General features: G+C 55.4%; 11 protein-coding genes. 5 read left to right on the plus strand and 6 right to left on the minus strand.

Annotated features, from left to right (window positions below):
- Positions 1 to 5: 5 nt before the first annotated feature.
- The 3 genes from JT718_RS03255 to ruvX form a co-directional block, all read right to left on the minus strand.
- Entirely contained in the window at positions 6 to 515 is a 510-nt protein-coding gene (locus JT718_RS03255; RefSeq protein ID WP_205500345.1) for a hypothetical protein, read from the minus strand.
- A gap of 678 nt (positions 516 to 1,193) precedes the next feature.
- On the minus strand, positions 1,194 to 1,760 hold the full coding sequence (gene def, locus JT718_RS03260; RefSeq protein WP_205500348.1) for a peptide deformylase: 567 nt from the start codon (positions 1,758 to 1,760) through the stop codon (positions 1,194 to 1,196).
- Positions 1,757 to 2,176: a Holliday junction resolvase RuvX gene (gene ruvX, locus JT718_RS03265; RefSeq protein WP_205500350.1), complete on the minus strand. Its 420-nt coding sequence runs from the start codon at positions 2,174 to 2,176 to the stop codon at positions 1,757 to 1,759. Before ruvX ends, def begins: the two co-directional genes overlap by 4 nt.
- A gap of 195 nt (positions 2,177 to 2,371) precedes the next feature.
- Between ruvX and JT718_RS03270 the strand changes: the two genes are divergently transcribed.
- The 3 genes from JT718_RS03270 (at position 2,372) to JT718_RS03280 (ending at position 8,844) form a co-directional block, all read left to right on the plus strand.
- Positions 2,372 to 3,958: a serine hydrolase gene (locus JT718_RS03270; RefSeq protein ID WP_205500353.1), complete on the plus strand. Its 1,587-nt coding sequence runs from the start codon at positions 2,372 to 2,374 to the stop codon at positions 3,956 to 3,958.
- A 326-nt stretch (positions 3,959 to 4,284) separates the two neighbouring features.
- On the plus strand, positions 4,285 to 7,272 hold the full coding sequence (locus JT718_RS03275; protein ID WP_205500356.1) for a M16 family metallopeptidase: 2,988 nt from the start codon (positions 4,285 to 4,287) through the stop codon (positions 7,270 to 7,272).
- 870 nt (positions 7,273 to 8,142) lie between these two features.
- Positions 8,143 to 8,844 carry a hypothetical protein gene (locus JT718_RS03280; RefSeq protein WP_205500358.1) on the plus strand — a complete coding sequence of 234 codons (702 nt, stop codon included), beginning with the start codon at positions 8,143 to 8,145 and terminating at the stop codon, positions 8,842 to 8,844.
- Positions 8,845 to 8,882: 38 nt separating this feature from the next.
- Here the strand turns inward: JT718_RS03280 and JT718_RS03285 are convergent, their stop codons facing one another.
- Together JT718_RS03285 and JT718_RS03290 are read right to left on the minus strand one after the other, a co-directional pair.
- Positions 8,883 to 11,147 (minus strand): TonB-dependent receptor, encoded by a 2,265-nt coding sequence (locus tag JT718_RS03285; RefSeq protein ID WP_240336893.1) that lies wholly within the window; start codon positions 11,145 to 11,147, stop codon positions 8,883 to 8,885.
- Positions 11,148 to 12,020: 873 nt separating this feature from the next.
- On the minus strand, positions 12,021 to 13,055 hold the full coding sequence (locus JT718_RS03290; RefSeq protein WP_205500361.1) for an LLM class flavin-dependent oxidoreductase: 1,035 nt from the start codon (positions 13,053 to 13,055) through the stop codon (positions 12,021 to 12,023).
- A gap of 186 nt (positions 13,056 to 13,241) precedes the next feature.
- On the opposite strand from JT718_RS03290, the gene JT718_RS03295 reads away from it, so the two are divergent.
- Together JT718_RS03295 and JT718_RS03300 are read left to right on the plus strand one after the other, a co-directional pair.
- Positions 13,242 to 14,156 (plus strand): pirin family protein, encoded by a 915-nt coding sequence (locus JT718_RS03295; protein WP_205500363.1) that lies wholly within the window; start codon positions 13,242 to 13,244, stop codon positions 14,154 to 14,156.
- A gap of 567 nt (positions 14,157 to 14,723) precedes the next feature.
- Complete coding sequence (locus JT718_RS03300; protein ID WP_205500365.1) at positions 14,724 to 15,143, plus strand: hypothetical protein; 420 nt, start codon at positions 14,724 to 14,726, stop codon at positions 15,141 to 15,143.
- An 852-nt stretch (positions 15,144 to 15,995) separates the two neighbouring features.
- Here the strand turns inward: JT718_RS03300 and JT718_RS03305 are convergent.
- Positions 15,996 to 18,632, minus strand: a complete 2,637-nt coding sequence (locus tag JT718_RS03305; protein ID WP_205500367.1) for a glycoside hydrolase family 3 C-terminal domain-containing protein — start codon at positions 18,630 to 18,632, stop codon at positions 15,996 to 15,998.
- Between the last annotated feature and the right edge of the window lie 355 nt (positions 18,633 to 18,987).

Raw genomic sequence — 18,987 nt, forward strand, 5'->3', positions numbered from 1 at the left:
CGGGTTTACAGCCGGGCGTTCTTCTTGGCGGACAGGTAGTCTTCTTTGGCGAAGATCTTGATGCCGTAGTAGTCAATCTGCTTGTAGTCATAGAGGCGGGCCACCACCAGGTCATCGGCGTAGTCGGTGTAGGCGTCCAGGAAGTCCAGCCCCTCGGCCTGCTCCCCTTCCTCCAGGAGCGCCATGTCTCGCTGCCTCACGTTCTTCCTGATCTTCTCAAAGGTATCGCCCTGCGCGTTGTAGAGGATGCGGTTGGGCCGGCCCTGGGCGTAGTACAGAATGCACCAGGCATCGGCGCCCTCGCCCTCCGGGTTGAACGCCCACACCGCCTTGCCCAGCTTTTCCTCCTGGGGCGCTGTGTCTGATTTAGGGGTCCAGCCCTTCTCCTCCAAGAAAAGGCCAATCTCCTGCTTGCCCATGCTCTGTAACTTCAGGAGCTGCGCCAAATTCAGGCTCTGCCCCATGCCGGCAAAAGAGAGCAAGATAAATATCGGATAAAGAACGAGCTGCTTCATACTCTTTTCCTGATAACAACTGTATGTCAGGAAGATACATAAATAATTTAAGAAATAAAAGAAGTAAAGCAGTTTCCATCTTGTGCTCTCTGCCTTGTGGCTTGGTACCTTTTACTTTTTCGCCAGTCAGCAGACAAGCCTTTACTTGGGTGGGGCTGCGCCACTACACCAACCGTATTGAGAAAAGGGTTTAGCGGGCGTAAATCCGGTACCCCTTTTAAAGAGAGACTTCGCGCGTAAGAAGCGTAGTTAGAGTTGTTGGTGAGAACACCAACAACGGCGGCGAACGGCGGCAATGTTGCTGGTGTTTTCACCAACTTCGACGGAAACCTTCAATCTTATCTGGCAGTGCTTCTTCTTGGCGTAATTTCCTTTCTGCATACAATAGCTATACAAACAATAAAATCCCGCCCCCTCGCTCGCCTCCGGCGAGTGTGAGCTATCGGGCAGCCTCTGGCTGCTATGCGGCACATCAAAAATCACTTAGCTCCTTCCCTAGTGGCCAGAGGCCACAGAATAACGTACACTCGCCAGAGGCGAGCGAAGGATGGAGGAACATCACAAGGGAACAACCTGAACAGCTCTGTTTCAGGCCTACTTCCGCCAGAACACTCCAAAAACAGAAAACCTCACAGGTCTGGCAGCCCTGTGAGGTTTGAAAAGCTAACCGGTAGTTTATTACCGACGGCCGGCGGCGGCAAACTTCATGCGGTAATCGGCGTCCACGTCTCCTTTGGAGATCTTGGTGAGTTTGCCTTTGAGGAGGCGCTTCTTCAGGGCAGAGAGGTGATCGGTGAAGAGGATGCCTTCAATGTGGTCGTACTCGTGCTGGATCACGCGGGCGGTCACGTCATCGTACTCCTCCTCGTGCTGCACCCAGTTCTGGTCATAGTACCGGATGCGGATGCGCTCCTGGCGCCATACTTCCTCGCGTACGCCGGGAATGCTGAGGCAGCCTTCGTCAAACGCCCACTCGTCGCCGGACTCTTCCAGGATCACCGGGTTGATGAACGCTTTCTTCACGCCTTTGTCTTCTTCGCCCTCGTCCATGAACGGCTTGGAATCAATCACGAACAGGCGGATGCTTTTCCCGATCTGCGGGGCGGCCAGGCCTACGCCGTGCGCGTGGTACATGGTTTCAAACATATCCTCAATGAGCTTGTCCAGCTCCGGATAGTCCTGGGCAATGTCTGTGGCTTTGGTGCGCAGCACCGGATCGCCGTAGGCAACTATAGGGTAGATCATAGATATTGTCTGCTCTCTAAATAACTCTGTAAAATGATGGTGGCGCTGATCTTGTCCACGGTGGCTTTGTCGGCGCGGGCTTTCTTGCCGATGCCGGCGTCTATCATGGTCTGGAACGCCATTCTGGACGTGAACCGTTCATCGTGGGTCACCACTTTCTTGCCGGGGAACTGCTTCTGCAGCTTCCGCACGAAGCCCACCACGTGCTGGGTGTTGTTGGTGTCGTTCCCGTCCAGGTGCTTGGGCATGCCTACCACAAACTCGTCCACCTCCTCTTTCTGGCAGTACTGCGCCAGGAACGTCAGCACGTCTTTGGCGTGCACCGTGTCCAGGCCCGAGGCGATGATCTGCAGCGGATCTGTGACCGCCAGGCCCACCCGCTTCACTCCGTAATCTATGGCCAGTATGCGCCCCATGTTTCTGTTTTTACGATGATTTCCGGAAATCAGCCCGAAAATGGCGGCGGAGCCCTACCTTCTGGGGCAGTTTTCAACGCAACACCACTGCAAAGGTAGCGCATTCTTCTGGAAAACCTTTTCTCTTGCGGGTACTCCCGTTTTCAAAGCGAGGTGCTTTTGTGTAACTTACGCGTTAGAATTACACCTTATTCCATGTCTGACAAACCTTTTGGCCGGACTTACCGGCTTTTGCTCCTGGCGCTGTTGCTCTGGAGCACCGCTCTCCCCTCTTTTGCCCAGGTTGATTTCCAGAAGCTGGATGCCTATTACCAGAAAGCCATCAAAGACTGGAACGTGCCCGGCATGGCCATCGCCATTGTGAAGAACGATTCAGTGGTATTTGCCAAAGGCTACGGCGTGCGCGATGCCCAGAAAGGCGGCACCGTGGATGCCAACACCCTCTTCGGGATTGCCTCTAACTCCAAGGCCTACACTGCCGCGGCCCTGGCCATGCTGGTAGACGAAGGCAAACTGAAGTGGGACGACAAAGTGACCCAATACCTGCCCTACCTGCAACTCTATGACCCGTACGTGACCGAGCAACTCAACATAAGAGACCTGCTGAGCCACCGCGTAGGTTTGCAGACCTTCTCCGGCGATTTGCTTTGGTACAACACCACCTTCAGCCGCAAAGAGATTCTGCAACGGGCCAGGTACCTGAAGCCTACTTACCCGTTCAGGGGCGGTTACGGCTACTCTAACCTCATGTTCATTGCCGCCGGCGAGGTGATTGAAACCATTACCGGCAAAACCTGGGAGCAGTTCATCCAGGAACGCTTCTTCAAGCCGTTGGGCATGACCAACTCCTACACCTCGGTGAACCAACTGAAAGGGGTAGACAACGTGGCCAGTCCGCACGCCAACCCAACCACCGAGGGCGGAAAACCGGTACCTACGGTATTCACCGCCTGGGACAACTGGAACCCGGCCGCCGGTATCTTCACCAGCGCCAATCAGCACGCCCAATGGATGCGCCTGCAACTGAACCGCGGCACCTACAAAGGCCAGCGCCTGTTCTCTGAGGCCGCTTCGCACACTATGTGGACCATGCACAACCCCTTCCCCATCGCGCCGCAAGCCGAGGCCCTTACTCCTTCCACCCACTTTTCCGGCGCCGGTCTGGGCTGGATGCTGAACGATTACCAGGGACGCAAAATAGTTACCCACAGCGGCGGCCACGAAGGCATGAACAGCCGCACCATGCTGGTGCCCGAAGAGAAACTGGGCATCGTGATCCTGACCAACAGCATGAGCAGCATTATGACGCCTATGGCCTACTACACCGTAGATCAGTTTCTGGGCATTAAAAACGGCCGTGACTGGAGCAGGTTCACCTTAGACCTGGCCGCCAAAGGCCGGGCCGCTGAGAAAGCCGCCGAGGCGAAGAAGCCCAAAGAGAAAACCGCCAAAGCCAAACTCACCCGCGACCTGAATGCCTACGCCGGTACTTACCACAGCCCGCTGTACGGCGATGCGGTAGTTTCTGTCAAGAACGGCAAACTGGTGCTGAGCCTGCCATCGGCCCCGGCGCTGGGCGGCGAACTTTCCCTCTGGAAACCCGACATCTTTTACTTGGCCTGGAAAAACAATTTCGCGTTGCTCACGCCTACCAAAGCGCGTTTCCTGCCCGGGCCAGACGGCACCGTTCAGGAACTTCGGTTAGATTCTGACAACCCAGATTTCCACTTCTCTGAACTAGAATTCACGCGGGTTCCCGGGGCCGGTAACCAGACGTTTTAGAGCACCCGCTATCCCACACATCATTTAACCCACAAATTCTAGCAGCTTTCAGGGAACTAGAAGCCCCCGGCAGGCATTTGTCTGGCGGGGGCTTTATTTTAGGGGCGTTTTAAGAAAAACAGAATAAAATCAGCCAAGTCTGTAATATTTGGCCGGGCAACCCGACCAATGCCGCACCGCTAAAAACAAACAACAGTAAGGTTCCTGCCTTCAGCATTAGGATCAGTGATTTACATACGCTTGCAGCCAATTCTCCCTTAAGAGAAACTTAATCAATACCTTTTCAAGAGAATCACCCTTTTTCCAAACTAAAACAAGCCTGTACCATGTCTAAAAAGAGTACCCTGGCAATCTTGCTGGCCGCCGCCATGTTAACGCAGGCCCAGGCGCAGACAACCAAGAAAGCCGCCCCGGCGAAGAAAGCCACCACCACCGCTGCCAAAGCAAAGACCGGCACCCGCCTGGTAGAGAAAGTTACCCGCAAGGGCAGCGAACTGGTTATTCCGTATGAAAAATACGTGTTGCCCAACGGCCTTACCGTGGTGGTACACGAAGACCACTCAGACCCTATTGTGCACGTGGACGTGACCTATCACGTGGGTTCGGCCCGCGAGGAAGTGGGCAAGTCGGGTTTTGCGCACTTCTTTGAGCACATGATGTTCCAGGGCTCCGACAACGTAGCCGATGAGGAGCACTTCAAGATCGTCTCGGAGGCCGGCGGAACCCTGAACGGCACCACCAACCGCGACCGCACCAACTACTTTGAGACCATGCCCGCCAACCAGCTGGAGACCGCTCTTTGGTTAGAAGCTGACCGGATGGGCTTCTTGTTGGATGCCGTAACCCAGCAGAAATTTGAAGTGCAGCGCGAGACCGTGAAGAACGAGCGCGGCCAGCGCGTGGACAACGCCCCATACGGCTTGTCTTACGAGAAAGTGAGCGCCGCTTTGTATCCATACGGTCACCCGTATTCCTGGACCACCATCGGGTACATTGAGGACCTGAACCGCGTGAACGTACAAGACCTGAAAAACTTCTTCCTGCGCTGGTACGGGCCAAACAACGCCACTTTGACCGTGGGTGGTGACGTAACGCCAGAGCAAGTAGTGAAGCTGGCCGAGAAATACTTCGGTTCTATCCCTAAGGGCCCGGAAGTGAAGAACATGAAGCTGCCTACGCCGGTACTCACCCAGGACCGCTACATCTCTTACGAAGATAATATCCGTTTCCCTGCTGTTCAGATTACCTTGCCAACCGTGCCGGCCAACCACCCAGATGAAGCCGCCCTGGATGTGCTTTCTGATATCATTGGCGGCGGCAGAACGTCTATCATCTACCAGAACATGGTGAAAACGCAGAAAGCCAACCAGGCCGGTGCGTACCACTCTACTTCTGAACTGGCGGGAGAATTCACGCTTTCGGCGCGGGTACTGCCTAACCAGAACCTGGCTGATGCCGAAAAACAACTGCGCGATGCCATCGCGGAGTTCGAGAAAAAAGGCGTGACCGATGAAGACATCGCCCGTTACAAAGCTTCACATGAGGCCAGCGTGATCAACAGAATGTCCAGCGTGTCGGGTAAAACGTCTACCCTGGCGGCCTATCAGTTCATGACCGGCAACGCGAACTTCCTCACGCAGGAACTGAAGGCTGTGCAGAGTGTGACCAAAGCCGATGTACAGCGGGTGTACAACCAGTACATCAAAGGCAAAAAAGCCGTGATCCTGAGCGTAGTGCCCAAAGGCAAAGGCGAACTGGTGGCCAAAGCCGATAATTTCAAAGTAGACCCCAGCGGCTACAAAGCGCCCGCCGATCAGTATTCTGGCTTGAAGTACGTAAAAGCCAAAGATACCTTTGACCGCAGCAAGCGTCCGGCCGCCGGAGCCAACCCCACCATCACCGTGCCTCCGTTCTGGAAAGAGACCTTCGCCAACGGCATCAAGGTGATCGGGTCGAAGAGCGATGAGGTACCAACCGTAACCCTGCTGTTCACGCTGCAAGGCGGACACAAACTGGAGGCCAACGATCCGTCTAAAGCTGGTCTGGCTTCTCTGACCGCTTCTATGCTGAACGAGTCTTCGCAGAAATACACCGCCGAGGAAATCAGCACCGAGCTGGAGAAACTTGGTTCCTCTATCAGTTTCGGAAGCGGGGCCGAAAACATGACTGTTTCGGTTTCTTCGCAGGTGAAAAACCTGGATGCCACGCTGGCCCTGCTGGAGGAACGCATGCTCCGTCCGCGCTTTGACCAGGCCGAGTTTGACCGCATCAAGAAACAGCGCCTGGAGGCCATCAAAAACCAGAGCACGCAGCCTACCGTGGTAGCCGACAATGTGTACTTAAAAATGCTGTACGGCGAAGGCAACATCCGTGCGGTTCCTACCGTGGGTACCGTACAAACCGTGGAAAGCATCAGCCTGGATGACGTGAAGAAATTCTACCAGAACTACTTCTCTCCATCCGTGACCAACCTGGTGATAGTGGGCGATGTAGACCAAAAGCAGGTAATGCCTAAACTGGCCTTCCTGAACAAGTGGGCTCCCAAGCCAGTGACTATGCCGGCTAACGTCAAGGCGGCCAGCATTGACAAAACCAAGATCTTCATCGTGGACAAAGAGAAAGCCGCCCAGTCTGAGATCAGAATCGGGTACATGGCCCTTCCTTACGATGCCACCGGCGAGTATTACAAAGCCGGCCTGATGAACTACGTATTGGGTGGCGCTTTCAACAGCCGCATCAACCTGAACCTGCGCGAAGACAAAGGCTACACCTACGGCGCTCGTTCCGGCTTCAACGGCACCGAGGAAGCTGGTCCGTTCACCGCTATGGCTGGCGTACGTTCCAACGCGTCTGATGCTTCGGTGGTGGAGTTCATGAAAGAGATCAAGCGCTTTAGAGAAGAAGGTATCACTGATGCTGAATTAGCGTTCATGAAGAACGCCATTGGCCAAGCCGATGCCCGCCGCTATGAGACGTCGTTCCAGAAAGCGGCCTTCCTGAACAACATGCTGCGCTACAACCTGACGCCCGACTACGTGGCCAAGCAGAACGAGATCCTGCAGAACATCACCAAAGAGGAAATCAACGCGCTGGCCAAGAAGTACCTGCCGGTAGATAACATGAGCATCATGCTGGTGGGCGACAAAGCCGCCATTAAACCCGGTCTGGAGAAACTGGGCTACGAAGTGGTGGAACTGGACGCCGACGGCGCTCCGTTGGCCGCCAAGGTGGAAGCCCCAGCAGCCCAGGCAGAGCCCAAGAAAACCGAACCCGTGAAAGGCCGCAAAGCCAAGAAACAAGGCCGCGTTTTCTAAGCGATTTTGCTGAATCTTCCTGAAAACAGGAGGAACCCATTTTAAAGGCGTTTTCGGGAAAAAGCCCCGGAAACGCCTTTTTTTTTATGATACCCAAACCTGCGGCTATCACAGCACTACTTGTCACATGGTTTTAATGGCTTTCTGATGAAGCAAGCGTCCGCACGTACTTTATCTGGAACGCGTGCGGACACGAGCCGAAGGCTCGCGCCAGCGAAGGTATGTGCCCTCTACGTGGTGCTGTCCATACCAAGATTATCCCTCGCTCGCCTCTCGGACGCCTGTGAATCATTGTTCGGCCTCAGGCCGAAATGGAAAAATGCTGAACGTTTCACATAATGGCAGAACCCGTAAGTTTCTCACTCCAACAATCCTCCACCTTCCTGAAAAGATCTTGGGCAGGCCAAAAGAACAGTGTAGAAGCACTGCCACCATCCATGCACAGGATTTTGCCAGAAAATCAAAAAGAGATGTGCCTTCGCTGGCGCGAGCCTCCGGCTCGTGTCCGCACGCATTCCAGAATATAAACGGTTTCCGCCTTTCAGACCTTCAGTACTCTTACTTTCCACCTCAGGATGTCCCAACCTACTTTGTCATCTTGGAAAGATCTTGTGGGCGAACTAGAAAAGCATGGAAGCCACGACACTACCGTTCGCTCACAAGATCTTTCCAAGATGACAGAATGAGGAGGAGCATGCGGCCATGCGTGCGGACACGAGCCGGAGGCTCGCGCCAGCGAAGGTATTTTCGGGGAAAGCCCCCGGAAACGCCTTTTTTATTTCCGCTCTAAACCCCATTAATTTTCCTGTAGACCAACAGGTTACCTACCGCCAACATCTGGAATTAAAGAGAAACAAAGCAGTTACAGGTATGCGAGTCCTTCTCTCCTTTTCCTTTCTTCTGTTGGCCGTTCTACAGGCCTGCTCCTCTGACCCTGAACTGCAGTTTGAGCAGCCTCAGCCGCTTTTGGGCGAAGAGGAAAAAGCCATTCCGGCGGCTCTTGAGGGGCAGTACCAAAATCCGCAAGACAGCAGCCTGTTGCTCATCACGACCAACGCCTTAGTGCAGCAGGAACAGTTCATCTGCCCTACCGCAATTCAGGAGCTTACCAAAGACTCTGTGGAATACCGTATAGAGAAAGGACACTTCTATTCCTCAGAAAACCCCGAAGGGGTACCCGTGCTGCGACAAACACCCGATTCACTGTATCTTCTTCTCCGTTTGCAAGACACGCTTTATTCTGCAGAGGACCGCTACCGGCTCAGGAAATTCAAGGGCTTGTACGTTCTGAACAAGCAAGTAGCGCCCAAGCGGTGGAAAGTGCTGCTCCTGAAACCGAACGGCAGAAAATTCCTGCAACTACAGCAAGTGGCAGACTCACTGGACCGGGTGAAACTACAGGAGATTATCACGCTGCGCGAAGCCGAGAACCTGTTTCTGGCCAACCCGTCGCAGAAAGAGCTGCGCAAGTTTCTGCGGCAAGGCGGCTTCCGGCAGAGAACAACGTTTCTGCGCGTAACATACCCGGCACAACCAGCCAGACCTGCCTTGTCTTCTGCTGCTTCTCAGTGAACCATCCGGTGTTTTCAGCCTGATTTCAGGAAAACAGCTTAAAAACTCTTTTTCAGCTGCACGCCTCCGTAAAAATTGCGGCCCGGCGCAGCCTGGAAGTAGCGATTCCCGAAGGCGTTCAGGTCATTGCCCAGGCTGTAGTCACGGTCTGTGGCGTTGTCTACCCCGCCGTACAGGTCCACGCTCCATTGCTCCAGGAACGTGCGTCGGAAACCGGCTCTGGCGCCCAGGATGAAGTAGTTTGGAGCGTACACAGTATTGGCATCGTTGAGCGGAATTTCATCTGAGTAGTTGGCGGTGGCATTCAGGTAGAAACCTGGATTAGTTTCCACGTCCAGCCCCATCACGGCTACGTGCGGCGCGGTACCCGTGAGGCGGTTGCCTGAGAAATCATTCTCGTTCTGTTGATAATTCCTAAATCTAAAGTGGTTGTAGGTGTACGTACTCCAGAGTCTTACCAGGCTCAAAGCTTCTTCGGGAGCCTGTACAAACGCATACCCAGCCGCCACTTCCACGCCTTGCTGGCGGGTGGCTCCGGCGTTGGCGAACACGGCTACCCCGCCCAGGGTAGTGCGGCTCACAATGGTTTCCTTCAGCTTGAAATGGAAGGCCACCACGTCAAAGGTGAAGCGTTGGTTCAGCAGGTTTCCTCTTACGCCCACCTCGTAGTTGGTGCCGCGCTCAGGCTGTAACCCGAAGTTGATGCTGGCGTCTGAGGGACGCACCTCGGCCTCAGTGGGGGGCGAGAACCCGGCACTCACACTGGCGTGCGCCGATAACGTGGGCGAAATCACTTTCACCAGTCCAATGCGGGGCGAAAATTGTGCGTCAATTTTGCGGGTCAGTTGATAATTGGGGTTAGTGGCGGCTTCTGAGACGCGGGCGATGTCATAGCGCAGGGAGTTCACACTGGCTCCCAGGGAGAGCAGGAAATCCAAGGGTAAATCCACTTCGGCCTGCCCAAAGACAAAGCCTTCTTTCACGGTCACCTCATCGTCATAATTCAGCTTGCCGGGCGTACCGGCATTGTTCACGTACTGACGGGCATTGATAAAGCGCCGGTGCGCCTCGGCTCCCAAAGTAAACCGGGCCGGAAAGTTTCCTACCATCGTCCGGTAGGTGGTGCGGGTGCGCCCCCCGAAGCTCTGGTTCGTGTTCCGCTCGTAATCGGTGACGAAGGGATGGTTGAGGAAACTGAATACGCCAAAGAAAGAGGTAGTGTTGCTCCAGCGCTCATTGAACTGGTAGTTATGCACAAAGCCCAGGTTCAGGCCTTCCACGTTGAGCGAAGCGTTCTGGTCTTTGTTCAGTTGGCGGGCGGCGCGGGGATTTTGATCAAACTGCTCGCGGGTGAGGGCACCGGGCAATTCATAGAACAGATCAGAGTACAAGGCGTGGAAAGAGAAGTATTGCTTCTGATTTGGGTAAAACTGCCCGGAAAGCAGCAGGGTTTTACGGTCCATGGCGCTTTGCTCGCGGTAGCCGTCCAGCGTCTGGCGATCAAAACGCAGAAGCAGGTTAGATTTCTCGGAGGCTACGCTGGCTCCTACAAACCCTCGGCGCAAGCCGTAGGAGCCTACCAAACCACCGGCCATGACGCTGCTCTCGGTGGGTCTTACCGTTTCCAGCAAGACAGTACCGCCCGTTCCGGCCCCGTACACGCTGCCGGCCGGACCTTTGATCACTTCCACGTTGCCAATGGTGGCGGCATCCAGCATGTTCAGCGGAATGGTACCGTTAGCTTCCACTAAAGGTACCTCGTTCAGGTAGATTTTCACGTTGCGTACGCCGTAGGGTGCACGCAACGAACTGCCTCTAATGGAAAGCCGGTAACTGGCCGTGGCGCGTTCTTCCATGCGTACGCCGGGCAAGGTATTGAGCGCGGGAACCAAGGTAGTCTGCGGAAAGCGCTCCAAATCCCGGGTTGAAAGCAGACCAATGGCACCGGCGGTTTTCTGCAAAGGCCGGCGGGTTTCAAAGCCCCTTACCACCACTTCCTGCAAAGCCACGGCCAAAGGCTCCAGCATGATCACCCATTGTTTGCGGCTCTGCGGCACCAGTAATTTTTGCATCCGGTGGGAGGTAGGGCGCTGCACCACCACAGTATCAAAGCGCGAAGCCAGCACAAGCCTGAACTGGCCCGAGGCATCGGTGAAGGTTTGGCTGCCGGTTCTGGCATCGCCCACCACCGCGCCTTCCAGGGGCTGTTGGCTGCGCGCGTCCAGCACCCGCCCCTCCACGGTCAGTTGGGCTTGGGCGGGGAATATTGAAACCAGCAGCAGAAAAAAGAAAAGGTATTTCATAGTCTGTCAATCAAAGAAAGGGCCAGGCGTTGCCCAAGGTCATTGGGCAACCACCCCGGTAACGATACCGGTGGCCGATACCGTGCAAAAGTACGCAATCTGCACCAGCCCGCTCTTCTTACGGAAGTTCCCCCCAGGAGACTACCCTTTTTTGCCACCAGACTTGCCCTACCAGGTACGAGACAGAGCCCACTGCTTTTCGCCTCTAAAACAAACGCCCCGGCTTGTGTGCCTGGGCGCTTGTTAGACTCGTTTTAGAACTGCTTTTAAGAAAATAGCCCCGAAACAAGAGCGTCGCTCCTTTCTTCCAAGCCTCGCCTCTAGGGCCGTTACGTTCTACATAAAAGCCTTAAACGGCGGAGAAGTCCGTTGCCAGTCTGATCTAATTTGAGGCTATTGCCTCACTGATTTGCAAACTTCAGTTCTTTTTAGGTTCAAGTTTTCAACTTGAACCATCCATATTTTAAGAACTTAACGGCCTCCCCTCGCTCGCCTCTGGCGAGTGTGCACTATGGGGCGGCCTCTGGCCGCGTTGCAGGAAATTACGCTTGTTAATTTGTTATGGCTTTAGGTGGGGGGTTATCTGTTTTAAGGCTTTTTCTACGGAAATAGGCTGAAATCAGGAAATAGTAAGAAGGCACGGAAGAAATCCACGCTATAGTAATTTCCTTGTACTGCAATGTGTAATGCAATGCGGCGAGACGCCGCCTAATGACTCACACTCGCCAGAGGCGAGCGAGGGATTAGTTGCAATTCACTTCGGAAAGAAACAGCGTACCAAAAGGATGAGCCGTACCCAAAATGGGGAGCACAGGCAGGAACCAATGGCCTTAACGGGCGGAAACAGCAGGACAAGTCTGCCGTACCGTAGCCCTACGGCGCCACCGCTTTCCTGACAGCTGGGGCTACCACGGTGCCCAGTAGCTCAATGGCGTGCATGACCTGGCGGTGGGGCATGGTGCCTACGCTGATGTGCAGCAAAAAGCGGGTGTTGCCAAACAGCTCGTGCTCCCACAGGATCTTGTCAATCACCTGCTGCGGACTGCCCACCAGCAGCGATCCTTCGGGGCCCCGCATCAGGTCGTACTGCTCGCGGCTCATAGCCGACCAGCCGCGCTCCCGCCCAATCTGGCTCATGAGGTAGGCATAGGGGCCGTAAAATTCATCGGCGGCTTTCTGGGAGTCATCGGCCAGGTAGCCGTGCGAATTGATGGCCAGTTGTAGCTTCGCCTGGTCGTGTCCGGCTTTGCGGTATACCTCCTTGTAGAGGTTGGTGAACGGCACAAATCGCTCCGGCGAGCCGCCAATGATGGCCAGCGCCATGGGCAGACCGTTGCTGGCCGCCCGCACCACCGACTCGGGGGTTCCGCCCACGGCTACCCAGATGGGCAGTTCCTGCTGGTGCGGCCGGGGGTACACGCCCAGGTTGTCAATGGCGGGCCGGTGCTTGCCTTTCCAGGTCACTTTTTCGCTTTTGTTGAGTAGCATGAGCAACTCCAGCTTCTCAGAGAACAACGAATTGTAGTCTTTCAGATCTTGCCCGAAAAGCGGAAAAGACTCAATAAACGACCCTCGCCCGGCCATGATCTCGGCCCGGCCGCCGGAGAGCAAATCCACTTGCGCGAAGTCCTGGAACACCCGCACGGGGTCATCTGAACTGAGCACCGTCACGGCGCTGGAAAGTTTTATGTTTTTGGTCTTGACGGCCGCGGCGGCCAATACCACCGCCGGCGAGGAGACAATGAAATCGGGGCGGTGGTGCTCGCCAATGGAGAACACATCCAGGCCCACCTGGTCGGCCAGTTCTATCTCCTCCATCAGGTTGCGCATGCGCTCATGCGGCGCTAGCAGTTGGCCGGTCCCGGGGTCTGGCGTATTTTCTACGAACGTGGTAATGCCTATTTCCATAAACCAATGTTACTACATCTTTTTAAACCAGAAAAGCCGGTGGTGCCTTGCTCTTACGTACCCAGGCGGCAAAGGCTGCCCCAACACCTCGCGCGGCCACCGGCCAGGAGCCGGCGCGGGCCAACTTTCTGCTTGCCATTCTGGCTGGAATTTAGTTCTTTAAAGTAACAAAAAACCAACCTTGTTATGCTGGACCTTGTCATTGAAGCCCGTAAAGCCTCGCTGGCCCCCGGAATGGATGTGCGCCGGATTCTGCCCTTCCGCCTGCGCCGCATGGTGGGCCCGTTCATCTTCATGGACCATGCCGGTCCGGTAGACGTGCAGCCGCCCCTGGTGCAGTCCCTGGATGTGCTGCCGCATCCGCACATCGGGCTGTCTACGGTCAGCTATCTGTTCGGCGGGCAGGTCACGCACCGCGACAGCCTGGGCGTGGAGCAGATCATTAGGCCCGGCGAGGTGAACTGGATGACGGCCGGCAGCGGCATCGCGCACTCCGAGCGCTTTGAGGACCCGGCCACGCTGGCGGGCGGCGAACTGGAGATGATCCAGACCTGGGTGGCCCTGCCCGAGAAAGACGAGGAAGCCGCGCCCGCCTTTGACAACTACAAGCCCGAGCAACTGCCCATCTACACCGATGCCGGCGTGTGGATGCGCCTGATTGCCGGCAACGCCTTCGGGCTCCGCAACCAGGTGAAGACCCACTCGCCGCTCTTTTACCTGCACGTGATCCTGGACCAGGACGCGCGGTTCGGGTTGCCCCAGGAACACGCCGAGCGCGGCATTTACATTGCCAAAGGCAGCCTGGAAGTGGCCGGCAGAACCTATACCTCCGGGCAGATGCTGGTGTTCAACAAGGGCGTAGACCCGGTGCTTACCGCCAAGGAACCCACCACGCTCATGATGCTGGGCGGCGAACCGCTGGGCGAACGGTTTATTTGGTGGAACTTCGTCTCTTCCCGGAAAGACCGCATTGAACAGGCCAAAGCCGACTGGAAGGAAGGACGCATCCTGCTTCCGCCCACCGACAACATTGAGTTTGTGCCCCTGCCCGAAGACAAATCCCGCCCCGCCGGAAGCCCCTCGCCGCAGGCGCTTTCCTGAAGTTCCCCTCCGGCACGCCTTGCCCCATGAAGCGCGGTCACTGCCCAAAGCTATTTTCAGGCTTTTTAGACGCTACCCGAATGATTCATTTCAAGGCAGTTTTCAGGAAAAGGGCCCTGAAACGGCAAAGGCTGCATAGTTAAAAACCTTCACCTGACAAGAGACTTTGTTTCTCTAAAAGCCCGTACTGGTTTACAGTTTCTTACCCATGACCGGCACGGGCTTTCACGCTACATGCCCTACTAGTTGCGGCTCTACTCAGTGCGTCATGCCTGGCCCCATCTCATACCCTGAGGAAGCGGTCAAACAGGGCCCCCGGAACTGTCTTCATCTGATTTTAACGAAACTAGGCCATAAACACAAACCAAAGAGCATCAACAATTTACTACCTAAAACTAACCTGTCCCACTGGTAGTTATCTCTGGTTTTATTTACTACATTCACCTATTCCCCTTGCCCTCCTGCTGGTGTAGGTAGCCGAACGCTGTAGCCCCTGGTTCGCGACCTATTATTCCATCCTTTGCTCCCGCTGCTTATACTCATTTGATCAAGCCTAAAGTGACAGGTATGAAAGGGATTGTTGTTGCGCTTGCATTGGTGTTTTGGGTTTCTACCGCCCATAGCCAGGATATCATAGACCCGGTAGACCCTAAGCAGGAGCTCCTGACATTAAGCCGCAATCAGAAGTCGGCTGGTTGGGTGTTCCTGGCAGCGGGACTTGGGCTGATCGGCTCGGCCGGGGCGGTGTATAAACCCAATGTAATTACCTGGCCGCCTGCAGAGAAGGAAGACAACACCCTCTCGGCTGCCTTGGCTGTTGCTGGCATTGGCTCCCTGATTGGAGGCACCAGCTTCCTGATTGCAGCCAGACGAAACAAAAAGAAAGCGATGTACCTGGAAACCGGCTACACCCCTCTTCCAGTTCTACAGCGCGGGCAGTTGACTTCCCAAGCGCAGCCCACCCTGAGCCTGAAGGTAAGTTTTTAACAGTGCCTGACATTTGATTCAATGTCCTGCATCACTAAAAACTGCAAAAGAAGGCACGAGCTGCAAGCTCGCGCCAGCGAAAGCAGTCCTGGAGCTTTGTCTCACTGGGTTACAAACCGCAGGTAAGGGTAAGTACGCTTCACAGACTTGAACTTTGGGAGGGGTGAAGAGATAAAAGTAACTACAGGTAGACACTCGCAGGTCTGGAAGACACTACGAGGTCTTCTGGGTAGGCGGTATTGCGGCGGCAGGCGGAGTAGACCCACCCCTGCCCCTCCCGGGAGGGGAGTTTTGGTTCATGGCGGATACTGGGGCAGGGCTGCTGTTCACATGGTTATTAAGCCGGCCGAAATTTAGCTGCATAAATGGATTGTCAATGCAGTTTTCCTACTCGTGCAGATGACTCCCCTCCCGGGAGGGGCAGGGGTGGGTCTACTTCTGCAGAACTTTCGTTACTACCAGCAAAGCTTCCACTGCCACCCAGCAATAGGCTTTGCTATTCGCACCTATTCCAGTCTTTGGCTCGAGCGCCTCGCTTGTGGCCCCTGGATAGCTTCTACTAAGAGAAGAATACAGAGGTGGGCCGCAAGGGCAGTGCGAGGGGCAAAGACGGGGCCTCGCGGCCGTGAGCGCTTACCAGAAACTATGAAACAACACAGCCCATAAGTTCATAGACAAACCGCCGCTACGCCAGCAAAAGCCCAAACAGCCAATAGCTCTAAAAGCCAAAGTCAAGCATCATTCCACCAGAGAAATCTAAACAGAAAAAACCTCCCCAAAACCATAGTGCGTTTTGAAGAGGTTTTTCCAAAATCAGCCTGAAAACAAGCAGGCGTTACAATCCAGAAAAGCTTATTTGTTCAAAGCCAAGGTGCCTTCCACGGTTTTCTTGCTCTTTTTGGTAGCCGCATCGGGCTGGCCTCCGCCTACGCTGATGGTCACGTTGCCGGGCAGGTGCCGGGCGGTACCGTCCACGTCAATCACGGTGAGGTCTTGCGGACGAAGCGTAAATGATACCACTTTGCTTTCGCCGCGTTTCAGGGCAATGCGCTCAAAGCCTTTGAGGGCTCTGATAGGTGTTTTGTAGCCGTTCACCTGACGAGTGAGGTAGAGCTGCACCACTTCCTCGCCGTCGCGCTTGCCGGAATTCGTCACGCGCACCTGCACGGTTACCGGGGTGTTCACTTTGCTTTCTTTAGGCAGCTCCAGTTTGTCATAGGTGAAGGTGGTGTAGCTCAAGCCGTGCCCGAAGCCGTAGAGCGGTTGTCCTTTGAAGTAGCGGTAGGTACGGTTCTCCATAGAGTAGTCCCCAAAGCCTGGCAGATCTGCATCGCTTTTGTAGAACGTCACCGGCAGACGTCCGGCTGGGTTGTAGTCGCCAAACAGCACATCGGCGATAGCGGTACCCGCCGATTGGCCGGCGTACCAGGCGTTCACGATGGCCGGGATGTTCTGGGCTTCCCACGGAATAGCAATGGCGCTACCGGTCATCATCACGAACACCACCGGCTTGCCGGTAGCTTTCAGTTCTTTCATCAGATTAGTCTGCACTTTGGGCAACAGGATAGACGTGCGGTCGCCGCCGTTAAAGCCGGGTTCGTTCACTTTCATCTCCTCGCCTTCCAGCTGCGGCGAGATACCACCCACGTAGATGATGGCATCGGCGTCTTTCACGCGGTTAGCCAGGGCCTTAAAGTCTGACTTGGCCAGGTTACCGGCGCGTAGCTGCACCATGGCTTTGCCGCCGTCCTGGTTGTATTCCAGCACCAGGCGGTAGGTTTTGCCTTGCTGCGTAGCCAGTTTGAAGCTTTTGGCGCCCCAGCGGTTGCGGGTCCAGGCGTTGAGCTGTTCTTTGCCGTCTACCAACAGGCGGTAGCCGTCGTCGCCTTCCACTTCCAGGGTAATGGAGCCGGTGTTTTTGGCGGTGAAATCGGTGGTGTAGCGGGCCGAGAAGTTATAGGCTTTCATGGTGCCGACCACGGTCTCGCCTTCCTGCCAGAAGTTGTTGATCTCGGCTTCCTGGCGGGTAGCTACCGGCTGGCCTTTCAGCTCGGCGTTGTTGAAATACTCGGCCTTTACGCCGGGTTTGCCTTCAAAACTCAGCTGCGACTTAATATCGGTGTACACCAGCAGCGTGTCTTTGGTGAAGGTAGAAGCCCGCTCGTACACCACTTGCGTACCGGCGCCCACTTTGTTTTTGATGCCTTGCAGGGCAGTCACAATCTCAGAAGGAATGCCGTTGTAGTTCCCCAGCACGGCAATCGGGTTATCGGCATTCGGACCAATCACGGCAATCTTCTTCAGATTTTTCTTTAGCGGCAGGGTGTTCTTGTCGTTTTTCAGGAGCACCATAGACTGCTGCGCCATTTTGAGCGAGTGCGCTTTGTGTGGAGCGCTTTCCAGCACATCGGGCGAAGTCTGCGCGTATTTCACCATGGCGGCCGGGTCAAACATGCCCAACCGGAAACGGATGGTGAACAAGCGCTTCACCGATACATCAATCATGCGCTCGGTGATCTTGTTTTCCCGCACGGCTTGTACCAGGGCTTTGTAGGCATCGGTACCGCAGTCAATGTCGGTGCCGTGCATCACCGCGTCAGCCGAGGCCGAAGCAGCATCTGGGTGGGTTTTGTGGTTCTTGAAGAAGTCGTCAATGGCCCAGCAGTCAGAGGTGACGTAGCCGGTGAACTGCCACTGGTTGCGCAGGATGTCGTTCATGAGCACATCGGAACCGCAGCAGGGCTGGCCTCTGAAGGCGTTGTAAGCGCACATCACGCCCGCTACTTTGGCGTTCACCACCAGTTCCTCAAAAGCGGGCAAATAGGTATCCCAGAGGTCATAGTTGGTGGCGGTGGCGTTGAACACGTGGCGCTCGGGCTCCGGACCGCTGTGTACGGCGTAGTGCTTGGCGCAGGCCGCCGCTTTCAGGTACTTAGGGTCATCGCCCTGCAAGCCGCGCACGAACGCCCGACCCAGCATGGCGGTGAGGAACGGGTCTTCGCCGTAGGTTTCCTGCCCGCGGCCCCAGCGTGGATCCCGGAAGATGTTAATGTTAGGCGTCCAGTAGGTCAGGCCTACGTAGCGCTGCCCGCTTTTGCCTTCCTGAATGGCTTTGTTGTAAATGGCGCGGCCTTCCAGGGCGGAGTAATCGGCCATGACCTGCAGGGAAGTGGTGTCAAACGTGGCGGCCATGCCGATGGCCTGCGGATACACGGTCACTTTGTAAGGCGTACGGGCCACGCCGTGCAGCACCTCGTTCCACCAGTCGTAACTGGGAATACCCAGGCGGTCAATGGCCGGGGCCGAGTTGAGCATCTGCGCCACCTTCTCTTCCAGGGTGAGGCGCGAGACCAGATCGTTCACCCGGGCCTCAATGGTGAGGGACGGGTCCTGGAACGGGTACGCATATTTTTCTTCTTTTTTCGCCGACGTGAACGCCGCTATGCCAACGATGGCACTGAGAAAGACAAAGAGGACCGCTTTTTTCATGAAACAAGGGAAGGTTAAGCCAGAAAAGGTTGATTGTCCCGTAAGTTGGCAATTTTTTCAAAAACTTCCGCTAAAAAGGGAGTGACATTGCAGAAATAGCAATAGCGTTGCGGCCTTACCCGCTTTTTAGAACTGCTGCTGTGGCTCTGGTGTTTCGCGCCCGTTTTCCAGAAACGGGGCTTAAAGCAAGTAGCCTACAATACCTCATCCTGTGGCCGTGGTTCCCGTACCAATGAAAGAAAAGCACTCTTATTTACTCAACGCAGCGCCGGGCATCCGCAAGAGCCCGGGAACTTACTTAGGGCGAAAGCGCTACACACTCCAGGCCAGTTGGCACCAGCAGTTGCTTGCTCCA

This window comes from Rufibacter psychrotolerans (genome assembly GCF_016924645.1).
GTDB lineage: Bacteria > Bacteroidota > Bacteroidia > Cytophagales > Hymenobacteraceae > Nibribacter > Nibribacter psychrotolerans.